Below are 17,091 nucleotides of genomic sequence, written 5' to 3'. Positions count from 1 at the left end.
GATGCTGAGATTGGCTTATCAATCCGATATCGGCCGGGTGCGGGCGGTCAATGAGGACCGCGCAGCCGTTCAAGAGGACTTGAACGGCTGGACCCTCGCCATTGTCGCAGACGGCATGGGAGGCCATCAGGCCGGAGATATCGCAAGTCAAATGGCGGTGGAGCTTATCCCGCTGCAGGTAAAGTCCTTGGATCCGAACCGGTCGTCCGAGGAGCGGCAGCATAAATTGAAAGAAGCGATCGAAGCCGCCAACGATAACATTTTCGAATTTGCGTCCGGACGCGAAAATTACCACGGGATGGGGACGACCGTCGTTGCCGTGCTGGCGAACGACGAGCGGGCTGTCGTGGCGCATATCGGCGACAGCCGCGTATACCGGATTCACGACGGGCAGATCGAGCAGTTAACGGAGGATCATTCGCTTGTCAACGAGCTGGTCAAAAGCGGCCAGATCACGCGTGAGGAAGCGAGCCACCATCCGCGGCGCAACGTTCTGACGCGGGCGCTCGGCACCGAGCCGACGATCGAGGTGGATGTTCAGGAAATCGGTTGGAGCCCCGGAGATTTGCTGCTGCTGTGCAGCGACGGACTAAGCAGCCTGGTTGAGCCGGGCCAAATGCTCCAAACCGTGAAGGAGACGGACGGTTTGGAGCGCAAGGTGGACTGTTTGGTCCAGGCTGCGCTGGATGCCGGGGGCGACGACAACGTAACGGTGTTGCTGATCGAGAACGGGCCGGGTTCGGCGGTACATGACGACGGAGAAGCGGGGTGAGGAAGGAATGATCGGTAAGCAGCTTGGAGGACGCTACGAGATTTTGGGACGCGTCGGCGGCGGCGGAATGGCCATCGTATACAAAGGACTCGATATTTTATTGCATCGGCATGTCGCCGTGAAGGTACTGCGCCAGCAGTATGTGCACGACGAAGAATTCATTCAGCGTTTTCGCCGCGAAGCGCAAGCCGCAGCCTCCTTGTCGCATCCGAACGTAGTCAGTATATACGACGTCGGCCAAGAGGAAGACATCCATTACATCGTGATGGAGTATGTCGAGGGAACGAATTTGAACGAGCAGATTAAGGAAAAGGCTCCGCTGCAGGTGGAGGAAGCCGTTCATATTGCGGGCCAGATTTGCGACGCCCTCGATCACGCGCATCATAATCAAATCATTCATCGCGATATTAAGCCTCACAACATTTTGATCGGCAAAAACGGCCGCGTCAAAGTGACCGACTTCGGGATCGCCCGCGCGGTCACTTCTTCCACGATTACGCAGACCGGCTCCGTCGTCGGCTCGGTTCATTATTTTTCGCCCGAGCATGCCAAAGGAACGCCGACCGGCGAGCAATCGGACTTGTACTCTCTCGGGATTGTCATGTACCAGATGCTTACGGGCCGTCTGCCGTTTCTCGGCGAAAGTCCGATCAGCGTAGCCTTGAAGCACTTGCAAGAGGATGTCGAGGAGCCCCGTAAGGTAAACCCGCTCATCCCGCAAAGCGTGGAAAATATCATTCTGCGCGCGATGCGCAAAAGCACGTCCGAGCGGTACCGTTCGGCCAAAGACATGCTGAGCGACCTCGAGTCGTGCCTGCTGCCGCACCGCCGCAACGAGCCGAAAGTCAACTTTCTGGACGACGACGAGCTGGACGAGGAAAAGACGCGGGTCATGCCTGCGCTGCGGCCGGGACAATACGTCGTTGTGGAGGATGACGACGATGTGCCCCGCGCAAAGGAACCGGTTCCGCCCGAGAAGAAGAAAAAGGGCTGGGTCAAGCCGCTGGTCTGGTTCGTGGTACTTATGTCGCTCGTGGGCGGCATGTGGTATGCGGTCCAGTACGTGCAGGAGAAATTGTCGGTACAGCGGGTCGATATCCCGAATGTGGTGGATAAGCCGCTTGCTGAAGCCGAGAAAATCTTAAGGGATAGTAACCTCGTACCGGAAGTGGAGTTCCAGAAGGATGAGGTTAAGCCAAAAGATATCGTCATTCGGCAGAGCCAGTCGAATATGCAGGTTAATGCGGGCGCGACGATCAAGCTGACTGTCAGCGAGGGGCCCGAAAGTAAAAAAATGCCCGACGTAACCAAGCTGAAGCTGGCAGAAGCCAAAACGAAGCTGACCTCCCTTGGCTTTAAGCTGGAAAACATCAAGATCGATCAAAAATATATGGAAGCCGAACCGGAAACGGTGACGGCTCAGCAGCCTTCGCCCGATCAGACGTACACGAATCCTGCCGACGTAAAAGTCACGCTGGATGTCAGCAAAGGACGGGAAACGTTCAAAATGCCGAACCTGATCGGCATGACGGAGAATGAAGCCAAAACGACCCTTAGCGTCAAAAGTTTGAAGCTGGCCAAGGACGGCATCTCCCGTCAGCCGAGCTACAAGCAGAGCAAAGGCCGCGTAACCGAGCAGTTTCCGTTCGAGGCGAATGACGATGTAACTCCTGGTACGGAAATAACGCTGACCGTCAGCTCCGGTCTTCCGCCGGAAGCGGGACAGATGACCGTTCCCGTGCAGATTAAGCCGTCTAAGGAAGGGCAGGCGGGTACGGCCAAAGTCATTCTGAGCGATGCGACGGTCGAAAACGCGGAATACCAGAAGCTTACGAACGTAACCAAGACGGAAACGCTTGAAGTGAAGCTGGTCGTTTCGCCGGACAAAAATGCGACGATCCAGATTCGCGGGGATAACATTCAGAACGATTCGATGACGATCACCTATAAGGATTATCAAGATCAAAAAGGCGGCAAGACTCAGTCGAACGGTACCGGTACGCAGCAGAATACAGGCACCGGGACGAACGGCGGCGGCAAGACCGAGCCGCCGGCAACGCCGGCTTCCGGCACGGGGGCCGAGAGCGGCAAGCCGACGCAGCAGGGAAGCGGCGGAACGACGACGCCGCCGACCGGGCAGAACGGAGGCGCAGCGACGGCTCCGGCCGGGAATACGACAGGCACAGGAGGCAAGAATCCATAATGCCAACCGGGTTAATCGTGAAGGCGCTAAGCGGATACTATTACGTGCTTGCCGACGACGCGCAGACGACCGAATCGGTGCAATGCCGGGCGCGGGGGATTTTCAAGAAGCGCGGAATTTCGCCGCTCGTCGGCGACCGCGTGGTGTACGGGCTGACGGAGAACGGGGAAGGAACGGTCGACGAAATCCTTCCCCGCTCCTCCGAGCTGATCCGGCCGCCGGTGGCAAATATCGATTTGGCCGTACTGGTGTTCTCGGTGACCGAGCCGGCGCTTAATTTGCCGCTGCTGGACAAGTTTCTGGTCCATACGGAAAGCGCCGGACTCGATACGCTGATCTGTTTGACCAAGCATGATCTTCTGTCCGAAGGAAGTTTGTCTGACGGCGTTTCCGAGGAATTGGCGCCGGTGATCCGGCTCTACGAGTCGATCGGTTACCCCATGCTTGTGACAAGCGCCAAAGAAGGCATCGGCGTGAGCGAAGTATACGATCGGCTTGCGGGCCGCATCGGGGTGGTTGCGGGGCAGTCCGGCGTCGGGAAGTCGTCGCTGCTTAACGCCATGGTGCCGGGGCTGTCGCTCGAAACGAACGCAATCAGCATGAAGCTCGGCCGGGGCAAGCATACGACGCGCCACGTCGAGCTGATCCGGCTGCAGAACGGCGGACTTATCGCCGATACGCCGGGCTTTAGCCAGCTCGATTTTTTGCAGGTGGATGCGGAGGGGCTCAGCGGGGCGTTTCGGGAATTCGCGCCTTATGCCGCAGCCTGCCGCTTCCGCGGATGTCTGCATCTGCACGAACCGGGCTGCAAGGTTCAGGAAGCCAAAGAAACGGGCCATATCGCCACATCGAGGTACGACCATTACATTCAATTTTTGAACGAGATCAAAGACAAAAAAAGGAGGTACTGAGATGCTGCGTATTGCTCCTTCGATCTTATCCGCGAACTTCTCCAAGCTGGGCGAAGAAATTGCCGACGTCGAGCGCGGCGGGGCCGACTGGATTCACGTCGACGTGATGGATGGACATTTCGTGCCGAATATTACAATCGGACCGCTGGTGGTGGAGGCGATCCGTCCGATAACGAAATTACCGCTCGACGTGCATCTGATGATCGAGCAGCCGGATCGCTACATCACCTCGTTCGTTCAGGCGGGCGCAGACCTCATTTCGGTTCACGCCGAGGCATGCGTCCATCTGCACCGGACACTTCATTATATTAAGGAGCAGGGCGTCAAAGCCGGCGTCGTGCTGAATCCGGCCACTTCGCTCCATGCCCTGGAGTATGTGCTTGAGGAAGGTCTGCTCGACTACGTGCTGCTGATGACGGTCAACCCCGGCTTCGGCGGGCAAAAGTTTATCTCCGCCGTGTTGCCCAAAATCGCCGGACTGCGCCGCATGCTGGACGAGCACGGGCTTCAGCACGTGGACATCGAGGTTGACGGAGGCGTCAATACCGAGACGGCCAAGCTCGTTGCCGAAGCGGGCGCCAATGTGCTCGTTGCGGGGAATGCGGTGTTCAACCGGCCAGACCGCGCCGAGGCGATCCGCGCGATCCGGGAAGCCGGGAGCGGCCGGTAAATGCGGGCGCTTAAAATTTTTGCCTTCTGTTTACTATGCGCCGCCCTGCTGTTTGTGTTTTCCATTATCGACGGCGTGGTGAAGTTTGCATTTTCGCTGGGGGCGTTATATGTCGGTATCCAGTTTTTTAAGCGATACGAGACGCGCGGACCGCGCATTGCATTCGTCTTGACCACGATCTTATTCTACTTTATTTATACGGTATTCTACGCGTTGTATTTGGCAATTCAGCAGCAGCAGGCTGCGGTCTAAGAAAAAGAGCACGGGCATGCATAACCGGCCCGCGGTTCGCATACACATGGTTACAAAAGTACGGCTTCCGGCTTTTGTAGCCTTTTTTGTTTTTTCGGTGTCCGGAATTTGCATGGCACGTTTTGGGGAGCAGCGGAATATACTTTTAACGAGGTGGTTTACTGCGCGCATGGCTCGAGGTCGGCTTTGCGTCGCAAAGCCAAGCGATGCTGACTTTGCTGCGCAAAGTCTGGAGGGAGGGTGCAAAATGAAATTTTACACTATCAAGCTTCCGAAGTTTTTGGGTGGGTTTGTGAAAGCAGTACTTAATACATTCAGCAAAAACTGAAGGTACGCTCGATCATACTTAGGCGCCGGCTGCCGGGCTAGGGCGGGCGCTACACCCATGATCAACGGCTCAGCCGTCCTTGTCTTGCAAGACAAGGACGTTTTGTTAAGGTTGATGCGAATTCCTGCTTATCAACTAAAAAAAGCACCTGAGCCAGGTGCTTTTTGTCTGCGAACGCAGATTACACGCGAGTTACTTTTCCGGATTTCAGAGCTTTCGTGCTCACCCAAACGCGTTTCGGTTTGCCGTCGACCAGAATGCGAACCTTTTGAACGTTGACACCCCAAGTGCGTTTCGCTTTGTTGTTCGCATGGGATACGTGGTTGCCGGTACCCGGGCCTTTACCTGTGATAAAACATTTGCGGGACATTGATTACACCTCCTTAAAGCATACACGCTTCAAAAACACACTTAAACATCATATCACAGCGGCCTAAACGTCGTCAACGCAGCTTCTTCGTTTTCTTCCCCTGCGGCCCGAGTTTTATTTATTTCTTGCGGCGAATATAGTACAATGATTCGTAGTCCATGCTAATTTTGGGATCGAAGGAGCTGTATGGAGATGACAATCGAACTGGCTTCAGAATATGGAAAAATTTACGTTACGGACGAAGTAATCGCCGTACTTGCGGGTTCGGCGGCGCTGGACTGCTACGGACTTGTCGGGATGGCTTCGCGCAATCAATTCAAAGACGGTATTGCCGAACTGCTGCGCCGGGACAATTTGCGCCGGGGCGTCGAGGTTCACCGCGACGAGCAGGATGTCCTGACTATTGATTTATATATCGTCGTCAGCTATGGCACGAAAATTTCGGTCGTGGCGCATAACGTGCAGAGCAAAGTAAAATACATGCTCGGGGAAGTGGCGGGTCTGCAAGTGGCTAACGTGAACATTTTTGTCCAAGGTGTGAGGATTGCGGAATGAGACCTGTGATGACAGCGGTTGTGGCCGAAACATGTTATGGATCGCCGACAGGGTTATAGCGAAAGGGGAACGGTCTTTTTGAGTAAGCGCTTAAAAGAAATGAATGGACACGATTTCATCCGAATGGTAGAAGCGGGAGCGCATAGGCTGACGACGAACGCGGAGCGGGTCAATGCGCTCAACGTCTTTCCGGTACCGGACGGCGATACGGGCACGAATATGAATTTGACCTTGACTTCCGGGGTGGAAGAGCTTCGCCGCCGTCCGTCGGACCACTTGGGTAAAGCAGCGGAAGCGCTTGCTAAAGGCTTGCTGATGGGCGCCCGTGGCAACTCGGGCGTAATTCTGTCGCAGTTGTTCCGCGGTTTCGCCAAAGCCGTATCCGACCTGCCTTCGGCCAATGCCCAGCAGGTGGCTGCAGCGTTTCAGAACGGCGTGGATATGGCCTACAAAGCCGTCGTCAAGCCTGTGGAAGGTACGATTCTGACCGTAGCCAAGGAAGCGGCAAGGCAGGGCGTACAGACCGCCAAACGGCAGCCGGATGTCGCTGTCGTCATAGCGGAACTGCTGGATAAAGCGAAAGAGGCGCTGGCCAAAACGCCGGACATGCTTCCCGTTCTGAAGCAGGTGGGTGTCGTCGATTCGGGCGGACAGGGGCTTGTGTATATCTACGAGGGCTTTGTATCCGTTCTGGACATGGAGGAGGAAGCGCCGGCGGAGGAACCGGCCGATATGCCGTATGTTGCTTTTGGCGCGGTGCAGCCGCTGGAGGAGACGCTTGAGCCTGCGGCGACGCCGCTGGATTTTACCGGTCATGAGCGCGTTCAGGCGAAGCTGGCGACGGAGGATATCGAGTTCGGGTACTGCACGGAGTTTATGGTGACGCTGAACCCGGGCAAGCTGAACGGCCGCAAGTTTGACGAGGCCATGTTCCGCGAGGAGCTGTCCGCCTTCGGCGATTCCCTGCTTGTCGTGGCCGACGACGATCTAGTTAAAGTGCATATCCATGCCGAATTCCCAGGCAGCGTTATGAATTTGGCCCAGAACTACGGGGATCTCAGCCGGATCAAAATTGAAAATATGCGCGATCAGCACACGCATCTTCTGATGGAGGAGGCCGGACCGTCCGGCGCGGTCGCGGCATTGGCCAAGGCGACGCATTTGCTGGACGCGGCCAGAGAGCTTGAACTCGGCGAACCGTCCGTCCCTGCGGCGAACGATCCGTCCCGCCAGCTCAAGCCATACGGCTTTGTCGCCGTATCCGCAGGGGAAGGCATCTCCGGTATTTTCGGCAGCTTGGGCGTCGACCGGATTCTGCACGGCGGACAAACCATGAATCCGAGCACCGAAGATATCGTCCGCGCCGTCAGCGAGGTCGAAGCGAGAACCGTGTTCGTGCTTCCGAACAATTCGAACATCATCCTGGCTGCTCAGCAGGCTGTGGAGCTTGTGGAGGATAAGCAGGTTGTCGTTATTCCAAGCAAGTCGATTCCGCAAGGCATTGCCGCTGTCATCGCATTCCAGGAGGAGGCGGCTCCCGAAGAAAACATCGGTGAAATGGAGCAGGCGCTGCAGCAGGTACAGGCGGGTCAAATCACCCATGCCGTTCGCGACACGCAAATGGACGGGATCGATATTAAAGAGGGCGACTATATTGGCATTCACAACGGTCGCATCGTTTCCTCGGCTCCGGATCTCGTCGATTCCTGCAAAAAGCTGATTGACTCCATGCTGGATGCGGGTGCCGAGATCGTGACCCTGTATACCGGAGCAGACGCGGTGCAGGAGCAGACCGAGGAGCTTGTCGGGTATGTCGAACAAACGTATCAAGAGGTGGAAGTGGAAGTTCAGGACGGCGGACAGCCGCTCTATTACTACATTATTTCCGCAGAGTAAACGATTCGATTTCGACGCTATGTCTTATAGATCAAAATTTTGCAAAGAATTGAGGGAGGCTATTGAGCCAGGTTCGTATTGTAACGGACAGCACGGCGGATATTCCGGCCGACCTGCGGGAGCGGCTCGGCATTGAGATGGTGCCGCTTAAAGTATTGTTCGGCCCGGAGTCATTTCGCGACGGGGTCGATATGGGTCCGGAGCAATTTTATGACAAGCTGGCCTCGTCCGGAATTTTTCCTACTACATCGCAGCCGTCGCCGGCCGATTTCATTCAAGTGTACGAGAGGCTGGCGGACGAAGGCGCCGACTCGATCATCTCGATTCATTTGTCATCACAGATGAGCGGCACTTACCAGTCCGCCCTCGTGGCGAAATCGATGATCGACGAGAAGGCGGATATCGAGGTGGTGGACAGCCGTTCGGCTTCCTGCGCCATCGGCATGCTCGTCGTAGCTGCCGCGGAGGCGGCAAAACAGGGGAAGAGCAAGTCGGAAATTTTGGAACGGATTGCGTCGCTGCGCCAAAACATCGGGCTCTATTTTTTGGTGGATACGCTCGAGTATTTGCATAAGGGCGGACGGATCGGCAAGGCTGCGGCGCTCTTCGGCTCCTTGCTTAATATTAAGCCAATCCTGTCGGTCAACGATGACGGAGTCGTGTACTCCGTCGATAAGGTTCGTGGACAGAAGAAAGCGATGAACCGGATCGTCGAGCTGCTGCAGAAGGATTTTGCCGGCAAGCCGATCGATTTGATCATGGCTTATACGACCGGCCGCGAGACGGCGGAGGAATTTTTCTCGCTGCTGAAGCAGCATTTTGATGTAAAAAGCGTGCAATACACGCATATCGGGCCCGTCATCGGAGCGCATGTCGGACCCGGAACCGTAGCGGCCTTTGTCATACCGGGCTGATATGACCTTGGATCTTTATTCGCTTCCGGTCACGAAGGTGTCCGGCGTCAAAGGCAAGAAGCCCGAGGAGCTGCTTGCGCTCGGCATCTCGAGCGTCGGAGAGCTCCTCGATTATTATCCTTTCCGCTACGAGGATTACACGCTTCGCGATTTGACGCAGGTGAAGGACGGAGACCGGATTACGGTGCAGGGCACGGTCGCAGGGGTTCCCCAAGTGCAAATGTACGGGCGCACCAAATCGCGCATGACCTGCAAAATCGTGGTCGATCCGCTCTTCATTACGGCCGTCTGGTTCAACCGGCATTTCTTGAAGGACAAGCTGACAGCCGGTACGGATATCGTCTTGACCGGAAAATGGGACCAGAAGCGGCTGCACTTGACCGTGACGGAGGTAGAATTCCCGGGCCGCGGTACGTCGCAGACCGGTACGCTGCAGCCGGTTTATTCGGTGACGGGCTCGATCACGCAAAAATGGTTCCGGCAGACGACGAAGCAAGCGCTGCTGCAATTCGGCGACCTCATTCCCGAGGTGCTTCCGGGCAAGCTGCTGCGCAAATACAATCTGCTGCCACGCAAACAGGCGGTCGCTCTGCTGCATCTGCCGGGCAGTATGGAGCAGGGCCAGCGGGCGAGACGCCGGATGGTGTACGAGGAGCTGTTCTTGTTCCAGCTCAAGATGCAGGCGTACCGCACGCTGAATCACGAGCGGGCGGACGGGGTCGCGCACCCCGTAGATTTGCCGGCTGTCCGCGCGTTTGTACGTGCGCTGCCGTTCACGCTGACGGCTTCCCAGAAAAACGTGCTGGCCGAAATTCTTCATGATCTGCAGCAGCCTTTATGCATGAACCGTTTGCTGCAGGGTGATGTGGGCGCGGGAAAAACCGTTGTCGCGGCGGTGGCGCTTTTTGCCGTCGTCAAAGCCGGCTATCAAGGTGCACTAATGGTGCCGACGGAAATTCTTGCGGAACAGCACAAACGCTCGCTCGACCGCTTGTTCGAGCCGTACGGCATTCAGACGGCGCTGCTGACGGGCAGCTTGACGGAGCGGCAGCGCCGGGATGTGCTCGGCTCGCTGCAGATGGGGATGATCGACATCGTTGTCGGTACGCATGCACTCATTCAAGAGGATGTGTTTTTCCGCCGGCTCGGACTTGTTGTGACGGACGAGCAGCATCGCTTCGGCGTACAGCAGCGCAGCATTTTGCGCCGCAAAGGGATGAATCCGGACGTGCTCACGATGACGGCGACGCCGATCCCGCGGACGCTCGCGATTACCGCTTTTGGCGATATGGACGTCTCGACGCTGCGGGAGCTCCCTAAGGGACGCAAGCCGATTCAGACCTATGCGGTGACGCATAATATGCTGGAGCGCGTCCTTGGCTTTATTCGCCGCGAGGTGGCCGAAGGGCGGCAGGCGTATGTCATTTGTCCGCTGATCGAAGAATCTGAGAAGCTCGACGTGCAGAACGCGATTGACGTGCACGCGCAGCTTCAATTTGCTTTTCCGGAGTACAAAGTCGGGCTGCTGCACGGACGGATGGCCCCGGCGGAGAAGGACGATGTGATGCGCGAGTTCAGCCAAGGCCGGCTTCATGTACTGGTCTCGACGACCGTTATTGAGGTCGGCGTGGATGTGCCCAACGCGACGCTGATGGTCGTCTATGACGCCGACCGGTTCGGATTATCGCAGCTTCACCAGCTGCGGGGCCGGGTTGGACGGGGCGAGCACCAGTCGTACTGCGTGCTGATTGCCGATCCGAAGAACGAAGTCGGCAAGGAACGGCTGAAGGCGATGACGGACACGAACGACGGCTTCGAGATTGCGCGCCGCGACCTCGAATTGCGGGGACCTGGAGATTTTTTCGGGACGAAGCAGAGCGGGGTGCCGGATTTCCGGCTCGCCGACATGGTGACCGACTTCGAAGTGATGGAACAGGCAAGAGACGATGCAGCGGAGCTTGTCAAGCAGCCGGATTTTTGGACCGAGGCCGACTACGTGCCGCTCCGTCACTATTTGCAGCGCGAGCACATCTTCGAAAGCGAGATGCTCGATTAGACGATAGCCTGTTTGACGCTCTGCCTGCGGGGCGAGAGGGAAAGACAGCGCAAGAAATAGGTACACAAGGCCAAGCTCTCCGACATAGACTTACTGTATGGTGGTTGTAAGTCCTATAGCAAGAACGCGGAGGTGTGCGGCATGAGCTACACGCAGTACGGCTTTGACCCTGCGCAGGTCGAGCGGATCAAGCTGAAGATGAAAAATCCGGAGACGAAAGAACGGGTCAAAATGATTTTGCAGGGTGTTACGAAGTACGATTTGCAGGACCGCGTGAAGGTTCGTCGGTTCGTCGGCATGCTGACGAAGGTGCTCGGAGAAAGAGTTACCGAACAACAGACCGAGCAGCTCGTTCAGTTCGTTATCTCGCAAAAAATCGATCCGAACAATGCGTTTCATCTGATTAAACTGTGGAGCATGTTCCGCTAAGCGGGCATGTTCTTTTTTTTGTCGGAACGCCGGGCCCCGGCCCAATTGTCAAATGAAGCGGAGAAGGCTATAATGCTGATAGATTGCTAGATTGTGGAAGGGGGAACGATATACGATATGTCTACTTCGGAATCTTCATCTTCATCCAAAGACAAAGCAATGTCCCGCCGCGAGCTGCTGGCTACGATGGGCACGGCGACGGCCGGAATGATCCTGGCCGCCGGTACGGGCTGGAGCGGCACGGCCGCGGCGGAGCCGATGCCCAATCCGATGCAGAATCCGGGATTTCGCCCGGAATCGGTTGCCTGGATTAACGTAAAAAACTATGGAGCCCAAGGCTCGGGACGTTTGGATCAAAACGACGCGCCGGCGATTCAATCGGCCGTCGAAGCGGCGGCGCCTATGGGAGGGACCGTTTATTTTCCGCCCGGGCGCTACATTCTGCGATCCTCCATTATGCTGAGGCCGAATGTGCGTTTGGTGGGAGACGGGCCGGGCGCATCCATACTGAAAGCGGCTGAGTCGAATCTATCCATGGTGATGGGGCTCGGCACGAAGAAGAATGCGGTCGAGGGACTCGGTTTCGAAGGCATGGGCGCCTTATCGCTGGCAAATTTCAAGATGACGGAACGCGGCGTTTATTTTGAAAAATGCGAACACGTCTCCGTCCGGAATTGTCATTTCACTACTATCGTCAACGGTGTATGGTTCAACGACAGCCGGCATGTCTCGGTCAGCCAAAGCTCGTTCTCCCAGCTATTCGCTTACGAAAATTTTTACGAAGGTCATGGGATCTTTGCCGAGTCGGCGGCGAATTTCCGGCTGACGGATAACCGGTTTCATTTGTTGAAAAGACCCTGCATCTATATTTCCGCAGGCAGCTCGTATTCGATCGTCTCCGATAACGTGGCGCAGCAATGCGAAGATGCTTTTATCGTGATATCCTCCAAGCTGAAGCCGAGCTCGTACCATCGGATCGAAGGCAACATCTTGTCGGCGGAGGGGCTGGAAAACGGCGCTTATGCCGGCAAGCAGGGCATCGTGCTGCGCGATTACTGTACGGACAACGTGATCGTCCATAACCTCATTTCCCGGGCAAAAGAATCCGGCATCTCGCTGACGGGCGACGGCGCGGCAGACGACGAGCGGCCGTTCGGCAACATCGTTTCCGGCAACAAAATCGATCAGACGGAGCGCGGCATCGTCCTGCTGAACAGCGACGTCACTACGGTGACGGGCAACGATGTGCGCCGGGTCCAAACCGGCATTACGCTTGAAACATCCGGAAATGCCGACGGCTCCTTCAGCAGGCACAATCTCGTTACAGGCAATATGCTGTCCCGCTGTTCGGCGGCCGCCATCCAGATCGCCGGCAGCCGCTGCGAAAATAACACGGTATATGGCAATGCCGGTACGGGTAACGGCGAAACGCTGGCCGATCAAGGGAAGGATACGTCGAAGACGGGCTTTTAACCTCTGAAGCATATAATCCCGGAATCAAATAACTCGGCAAGCGAACAGCCGGTCGGAGAAATGAAACATCCCGACCGGCTGTCTGTCTTGCCACAAATCGTTTTATTTTGATGTGATTTAGATCACAAAGACACTCCGGGCGTCCTTGTATACTCTCTCATGAAGGTAACGAAATTCGCTATTTATGAAATGAGGGATAACGATGTTAAACGAACAGACGATCCGCATTATTCAATCGACGGCCCCGATTCTGGAATCGAAGGGGACTGAAGTAACGAAACGATTTTATGAAATTTTGTTCACCGAGCACCCCGAGCTGCTGAACGTCTTCAACCATACGAACCAAAAGCAGGGACGTCAGCAGACCGCGCTGGCTAATGCCGTATATGCCGCCGCCGTGCATATCGATAATTTGGCTGCCATTCTGCCTGTGGTGAAGCAGATCGGGCATAAGCACCGGAGCCTTGGAGTAAAGCCCGAGCATTATCCGATCGTGGGCCGGACGCTGCTGACGGCCATGCGGGAGGTGCTCGGCGAGGCAGCTACGGACGAGGTGCTTCAGGCGTGGGAAACCGCCTATGGCATCATTGCCGACGCCTTCATTGGCGTAGAGGCGGAAATGTATGTCCAGGCCGAGCGTCAGGCGGGCGGCTGGGAAGGATTCCGAGCGTTCCGGGTGGAGCGCAAGCAAAAGGAAAGCAGCGTCATTACGTCGTTTTATTTGGTTCCACTTGACGGCGGCGCGATTGCCTCGTTCGAGCCTGGGCAGTACGTCAGCGTGAAGCTGGAGATACCCGGCGAGACGTACACGCATATTCGGCAATACAGCTTGTCCGATGCGCCGGGGAAGCCGTATTACCGCATTTCCGTCAAACGTGAGGACGGTGCGCTGGACCGCCCGGCCGGCAAAGTGTCCGTCTACCTTCACGAGCACGTGAACGAAGGCGATACGCTATGGTTGACGGCTCCCGCCGGTGACTTTACGCTCGACACCTCCGACCTGCGCCCGGTCGTATTGCTCAGCGGCGGCGTCGGTCTAACTCCGCTGCTCAGCATGCTGAAAGCGCTTGGCGAAACGGCGCCGGACCGGCAGGTCACGTTTGTTCACGCAGCCCTGAACGGCGAGACGCACGCGATGCGCGCCGAGGTGGAAGAGCTGGCTCGCAGGCATCCGGGCTTTTCGTACCGTTTTTGTTACCAATCGCCGACCGCTGCCGATCGGACGGAGCAGACGTTTCATAAGGAGGGCTACATCGATCTGGAGTGGCTGCAATCCGTCGTTCCTTCGCCGGATGCGGCGTTCTATTTCTGCGGACCGGTGCCGTTCATGAAGACGGTCAACCGGATGCTGCAAGCATGGGGCGTACGCAAGGAGGACGCGCGTTACGAATTTTTCGGACCGTCGGGTTCGCTGGAGGAAGCCGGAGAACCAACGACTCCGGCACAGCGCTAAAATGCGGTTCAGATCAACAGAGGAACTGTATGCTTAGTGGTCAGCGCTTGTTATTGTCCCGGGCCTGCAAGGCGGTGCGGTTACTTGCTTGAGCGCGAAGCAAACGATTGACCGTCTCGCGGCGCAGCCCGATAAACTGGCCGATCTCTTCCTGTGTTAGCAGATCGGTCAAACGGGCCGGGGCAATATAGGCTTCGAACCAGGTTTGCAGCTTCGCCAGCTTGTCTGCCGGCGTAATCTGCGTCAGCTGATCGATTCGCTGCTGCATCATCCGCAGCTTGCTCTCCAGCAGCATGGCGATCTCAAGGCACGTTTGCGGTTCCCGCTGGAGCTTGGCATACCATTCTTGAGCGGGAAGCGTTTCGATCTCGCAGGTCATAAGCGCAATCGCGGTCCCGTAATATTCTTTCGGACTGATCAAGGAATGATGAGGAATCGTCTCGCCGGGAACGATAATATTGACCAAGACGGGATTTCCGTCCTCATGAATGCGGACAATCTTAAGCAGGCCGCTCTTGATGCGGTACAGCGGTCCGGTTTCTCCTTGGCGAAACAACGTTTCGCCTTTATGCAGCAGCATGCGTCTTCACCTTTGCTTCCATTTTCAGCGTTCCGTCTCTGCCGAGGCGGGACGCTTTTCTTTTTCCGATTATAGCACGATCTGAGGATATGCTCATAGTGAACTTGACCTAAGGAAGTGATCGGATCTTATTTATTTACAATAAATTCCATATTGTGTTGGCGAACTTACGGAGGCGGTTAGAATGATTGGAAAAGGCAAGGTGACAACTAAAATGACCGGGATCTTTTGATAGATAAGGAGTCCCGGTCTAAAGACAGTGTACGTCTTGATCAAAATAGCTAATATTAAGCACGTCAACTCATTAAGATTCATTTGCCGTATTGCTCTAGGCATTTTGCAACGTCTTTTACATAATTGGTTAAACGCACACTGATCTCCGATCGAACGACATCACGAACGATACCGAATCGTTCTTCGTAACCTCGGCATATGATTTTGTAATAAATAACGAGGTCGATCTGCTCGTCGTTCATCACTTTAATGTTTCGTTTGCTTAATTCCCGACGCAGCGAGTGCATTTCTTTATGGATTTGATTCATAACGGTTTGCGCAGCGATCAAATATAACCGCTTTAAGATATTTGTTGAGGCTCTTATTTCCTCAATATTCCGGTCAATCATGGTTAACATATGAGGCAGCAGAATGTAATCCCGAGCCATGGTGTATTCTTCAGGTGTCGGTCGAGAAGCTTTGGGTTCATTACGCGCCTCGTATTGCTCTATGTGTTCCGTGAGCGTCATTTTCGACTGCCAGCGGCCATTCCCGTCTAGTTTACTCATGCCCAATGACCCCCTATTTGAGCTGCCCTTTCAAATGCCTGAGCCGTTTTTAACAAGGACGATGCACGGATAATAGCCGTTGGTCCAAACCTCTCTTTTAGCGCATCGACTGCTTTTTCACGGCGAATCAACCGTTCTCGATCCTCAAATAAGTCAAGCTGATAAACGTTATCTCTCGAAAGGTCCGTGAGCGTAATATGCAAATGAGTAAGAGGCAGGCCCTTCCAGTGCTCCAAAAAGAGCGAGCGTATAACAGGGCCGATTTCATGTTCCAAATGGGTAGGACGCGGCAATGTTCTTTGCCTCCCGAAACCTGAAGACCGGTAGCCGTCGGTTTCCGCGGCTCCCACTGCAACGACTCTGCCCATATATCCGTAGCGCCTAGCACGGCGGCAAACCTCCACGATAAGTTCGATCATAAGCGGTTCAATATCTTCGATCGTTCGATAGGTCTGCCATTTTAATGCCCTGCCGTGGTTGATTACTTTAATTTGACTTCGCATTCCGGTGACAACGGGACTCGGGTCGATGCCGTTCGCCGTTTGCCAGTAATATTCCGCTTGAATGTCACTTTGCCGGCCCATCCGGAAACGCATCCGTTTTTTGAATTCACCGAGATCGAGACGCGCTATATCGCCAATGGTGTGTAAGCCCATTCGAGCAAAATGGGAAGTCATGCGCCCGGCTACCATAAACATTTGATGGACAGGCAGGGACCAAAGTTTTTGTTCGATATTGTCATGTGAAAGTTCAAATATACCTGTAGGATTCTTTTTTGCGAAATTATCCGTAGCCATTTTGGCAAGGATTTTGTTGGGGCCGATACCGACACGGGACCATACTCCGGTTGAAAGCTTTACCCGCGTTTGTATCAAACGGGCGATCTCTTCAGCAGAACCGAACAAGGCCAAAGATCCCGTCACATCGAGAAACTGTTCGTCGATGGAGAACGGTTCAACTTGATCTGTAATGGATTCGAAAATTTCCGTAATGAGTAGGGATACCGAGATATACGTTTGCATTCGTGGCCGTATGACGACCAAATCCGGGCATTTGGCCAGTGCTTCACCGACTCTTTCGGCCGTAGTCACACCGCGTGATTTTGCAACCGGACAGGCAGCTAAGATAATTCCACTTCTGCGTGCCGGATCCCCAACCGCAACGGGTTTATCTCGATATTCCGGGTGCGCTGCTTTTTCGATACTCGCGTAAAAACTTTGCCCATCTGCCATGAGAACAGTTCGTTGCATTTCATCACCTGCGAATATGTGTTCGTATATAACCATTATATACCGAACACACGTTCCTTATGCAAAGGTAAATAATTGAAATTGCCGGGAAGATGATAACAAGTACAGGGGATAAAATGCGGAGGAACCACCGAAGGATCAAAAATCCAGTGCGGTGGTTCTTTTTTTCTCTCGTCTCCTATGCCATCATTATAGAT

17 protein-coding genes are annotated in these 17,091 nt (G+C 55.1%); 13 read left to right on the top strand and 4 right to left on the bottom strand.

Annotation, left to right across the window (positions count from 1 at the left end):
• Position 1: 1 nt before the first annotated feature.
• The 6 genes from NI000_RS01920 (at position 2) to spoVM (ending at position 5,136) form a co-directional block, all read left to right on the top strand.
• Positions 2–772 carry a Stp1/IreP family PP2C-type Ser/Thr phosphatase gene (locus tag NI000_RS01920; protein ID WP_253407423.1) on the top strand — a complete coding sequence of 257 codons (771 nt, stop codon included), beginning with the start codon at positions 2–4 and terminating at the stop codon, positions 770–772.
• Positions 773–779: 7 nt separating this feature from the next.
• Positions 780–2,975 carry a Stk1 family PASTA domain-containing Ser/Thr kinase gene (pknB, locus tag NI000_RS01915; RefSeq protein ID WP_375540936.1) on the top strand — a complete coding sequence of 732 codons (2,196 nt, stop codon included), beginning with the start codon at positions 780–782 and terminating at the stop codon, positions 2,973–2,975.
• Complete coding sequence (gene rsgA, locus NI000_RS01910; protein ID WP_253407178.1) at positions 2,975–3,886, top strand: ribosome small subunit-dependent GTPase A; 912 nt, start codon at positions 2,975–2,977, stop codon at positions 3,884–3,886. The genes pknB and rsgA overlap by 1 nt, the downstream gene beginning before the upstream one ends.
• A gap of 1 nt (position 3,887) precedes the next feature.
• A complete protein-coding gene (gene rpe, locus NI000_RS01905; RefSeq protein ID WP_253407176.1) occupies positions 3,888–4,556 on the top strand; it encodes a ribulose-phosphate 3-epimerase in 669 nt (222 codons plus the stop codon).
• Positions 4,557–4,808, top strand: a complete 252-nt coding sequence (locus NI000_RS01900; RefSeq protein ID WP_253407174.1) for a hypothetical protein — start codon at positions 4,557–4,559, stop codon at positions 4,806–4,808.
• 247 nt (positions 4,809–5,055) lie between these two features.
• Positions 5,056–5,136: a stage V sporulation protein SpoVM gene (gene spoVM / locus NI000_RS01895; RefSeq protein ID WP_014652194.1), complete on the top strand. Its 81-nt coding sequence runs from the start codon at positions 5,056–5,058 to the stop codon at positions 5,134–5,136.
• 181 nt (positions 5,137–5,317) lie between these two features.
• Here spoVM and rpmB read toward each other — a convergent pair whose 3' ends face one another.
• A complete protein-coding gene (gene rpmB, locus NI000_RS01890) occupies positions 5,318–5,506 on the bottom strand; it encodes a 50S ribosomal protein L28 (protein ID WP_010498258.1) in 189 nt (62 codons plus the stop codon).
• Positions 5,507–5,698: 192 nt separating this feature from the next.
• On the opposite strand from rpmB, the gene NI000_RS01885 reads away from it, so the two are divergent.
• From NI000_RS01885 to hmpA, 7 genes are all read left to right on the top strand, one after another.
• Positions 5,699–6,061 carry an Asp23/Gls24 family envelope stress response protein gene (locus NI000_RS01885; protein ID WP_054974167.1) on the top strand — a complete coding sequence of 121 codons (363 nt, stop codon included), beginning with the start codon at positions 5,699–5,701 and terminating at the stop codon, positions 6,059–6,061.
• 99 nt (positions 6,062–6,160) lie between these two features.
• A complete protein-coding gene (locus tag NI000_RS01880; RefSeq protein WP_375540935.1) occupies positions 6,161–7,957 on the top strand; it encodes a DAK2 domain-containing protein in 1,797 nt (598 codons plus the stop codon).
• Between the two features lie 62 nt (positions 7,958–8,019).
• Positions 8,020–8,871, top strand: coding sequence for a DegV family protein (locus NI000_RS01875; protein ID WP_253407168.1), 852 nt, complete (start codon positions 8,020–8,022; stop codon positions 8,869–8,871).
• A gap of 1 nt (position 8,872) precedes the next feature.
• Positions 8,873–10,927, top strand: a complete 2,055-nt coding sequence (recG, locus tag NI000_RS01870) for an ATP-dependent DNA helicase RecG (RefSeq protein ID WP_253407166.1) — start codon at positions 8,873–8,875, stop codon at positions 10,925–10,927.
• Between the two features lie 141 nt (positions 10,928–11,068).
• Positions 11,069–11,356: a stage VI sporulation protein F gene (locus NI000_RS01865; protein ID WP_054974171.1), complete on the top strand. Its 288-nt coding sequence runs from the start codon at positions 11,069–11,071 to the stop codon at positions 11,354–11,356.
• Positions 11,357–11,473: 117 nt separating this feature from the next.
• A complete protein-coding gene (locus tag NI000_RS01860) occupies positions 11,474–12,829 on the top strand; it encodes a right-handed parallel beta-helix repeat-containing protein (RefSeq protein WP_253407165.1) in 1,356 nt (451 codons plus the stop codon).
• A gap of 202 nt (positions 12,830–13,031) precedes the next feature.
• Positions 13,032–14,282: an NO-inducible flavohemoprotein gene (hmpA, locus tag NI000_RS01855; protein ID WP_253407164.1), complete on the top strand. Its 1,251-nt coding sequence runs from the start codon at positions 13,032–13,034 to the stop codon at positions 14,280–14,282.
• Between the two features lie 40 nt (positions 14,283–14,322).
• Here hmpA and NI000_RS01850 read toward each other — a convergent pair whose 3' ends face one another.
• The 3 genes from NI000_RS01850 to NI000_RS01840 all read right to left on the bottom strand — a co-directional run bounded on the left by NI000_RS01850 (position 14,323) and on the right by NI000_RS01840 (position 16,894).
• Complete coding sequence (locus NI000_RS01850) at positions 14,323–14,862, bottom strand: Crp/Fnr family transcriptional regulator (protein ID WP_253407162.1); 540 nt, start codon at positions 14,860–14,862, stop codon at positions 14,323–14,325.
• Between the two features lie 311 nt (positions 14,863–15,173).
• On the bottom strand, positions 15,174–15,644 hold the full coding sequence (locus NI000_RS01845; protein WP_253407160.1) for a hypothetical protein: 471 nt from the start codon (positions 15,642–15,644) through the stop codon (positions 15,174–15,176).
• Complete coding sequence (locus tag NI000_RS01840) at positions 15,641–16,894, bottom strand: DNA polymerase IV (protein ID WP_253407422.1); 1,254 nt, start codon at positions 16,892–16,894, stop codon at positions 15,641–15,643. The genes NI000_RS01845 and NI000_RS01840 overlap by 4 nt, the downstream gene beginning before the upstream one ends.
• Between the last annotated feature and the right edge of the window lie 197 nt (positions 16,895–17,091).

This window comes from Paenibacillus tyrphae (genome assembly GCF_024158745.1).
GTDB lineage: Bacteria > Bacillota > Bacilli > Paenibacillales > NBRC-103111 > Paenibacillus_G > Paenibacillus_G tyrfis_A.
Note: the sequence above shows the minus strand (reverse complement) of the source record. Positions and strands in the feature narration are given on the sequence as shown.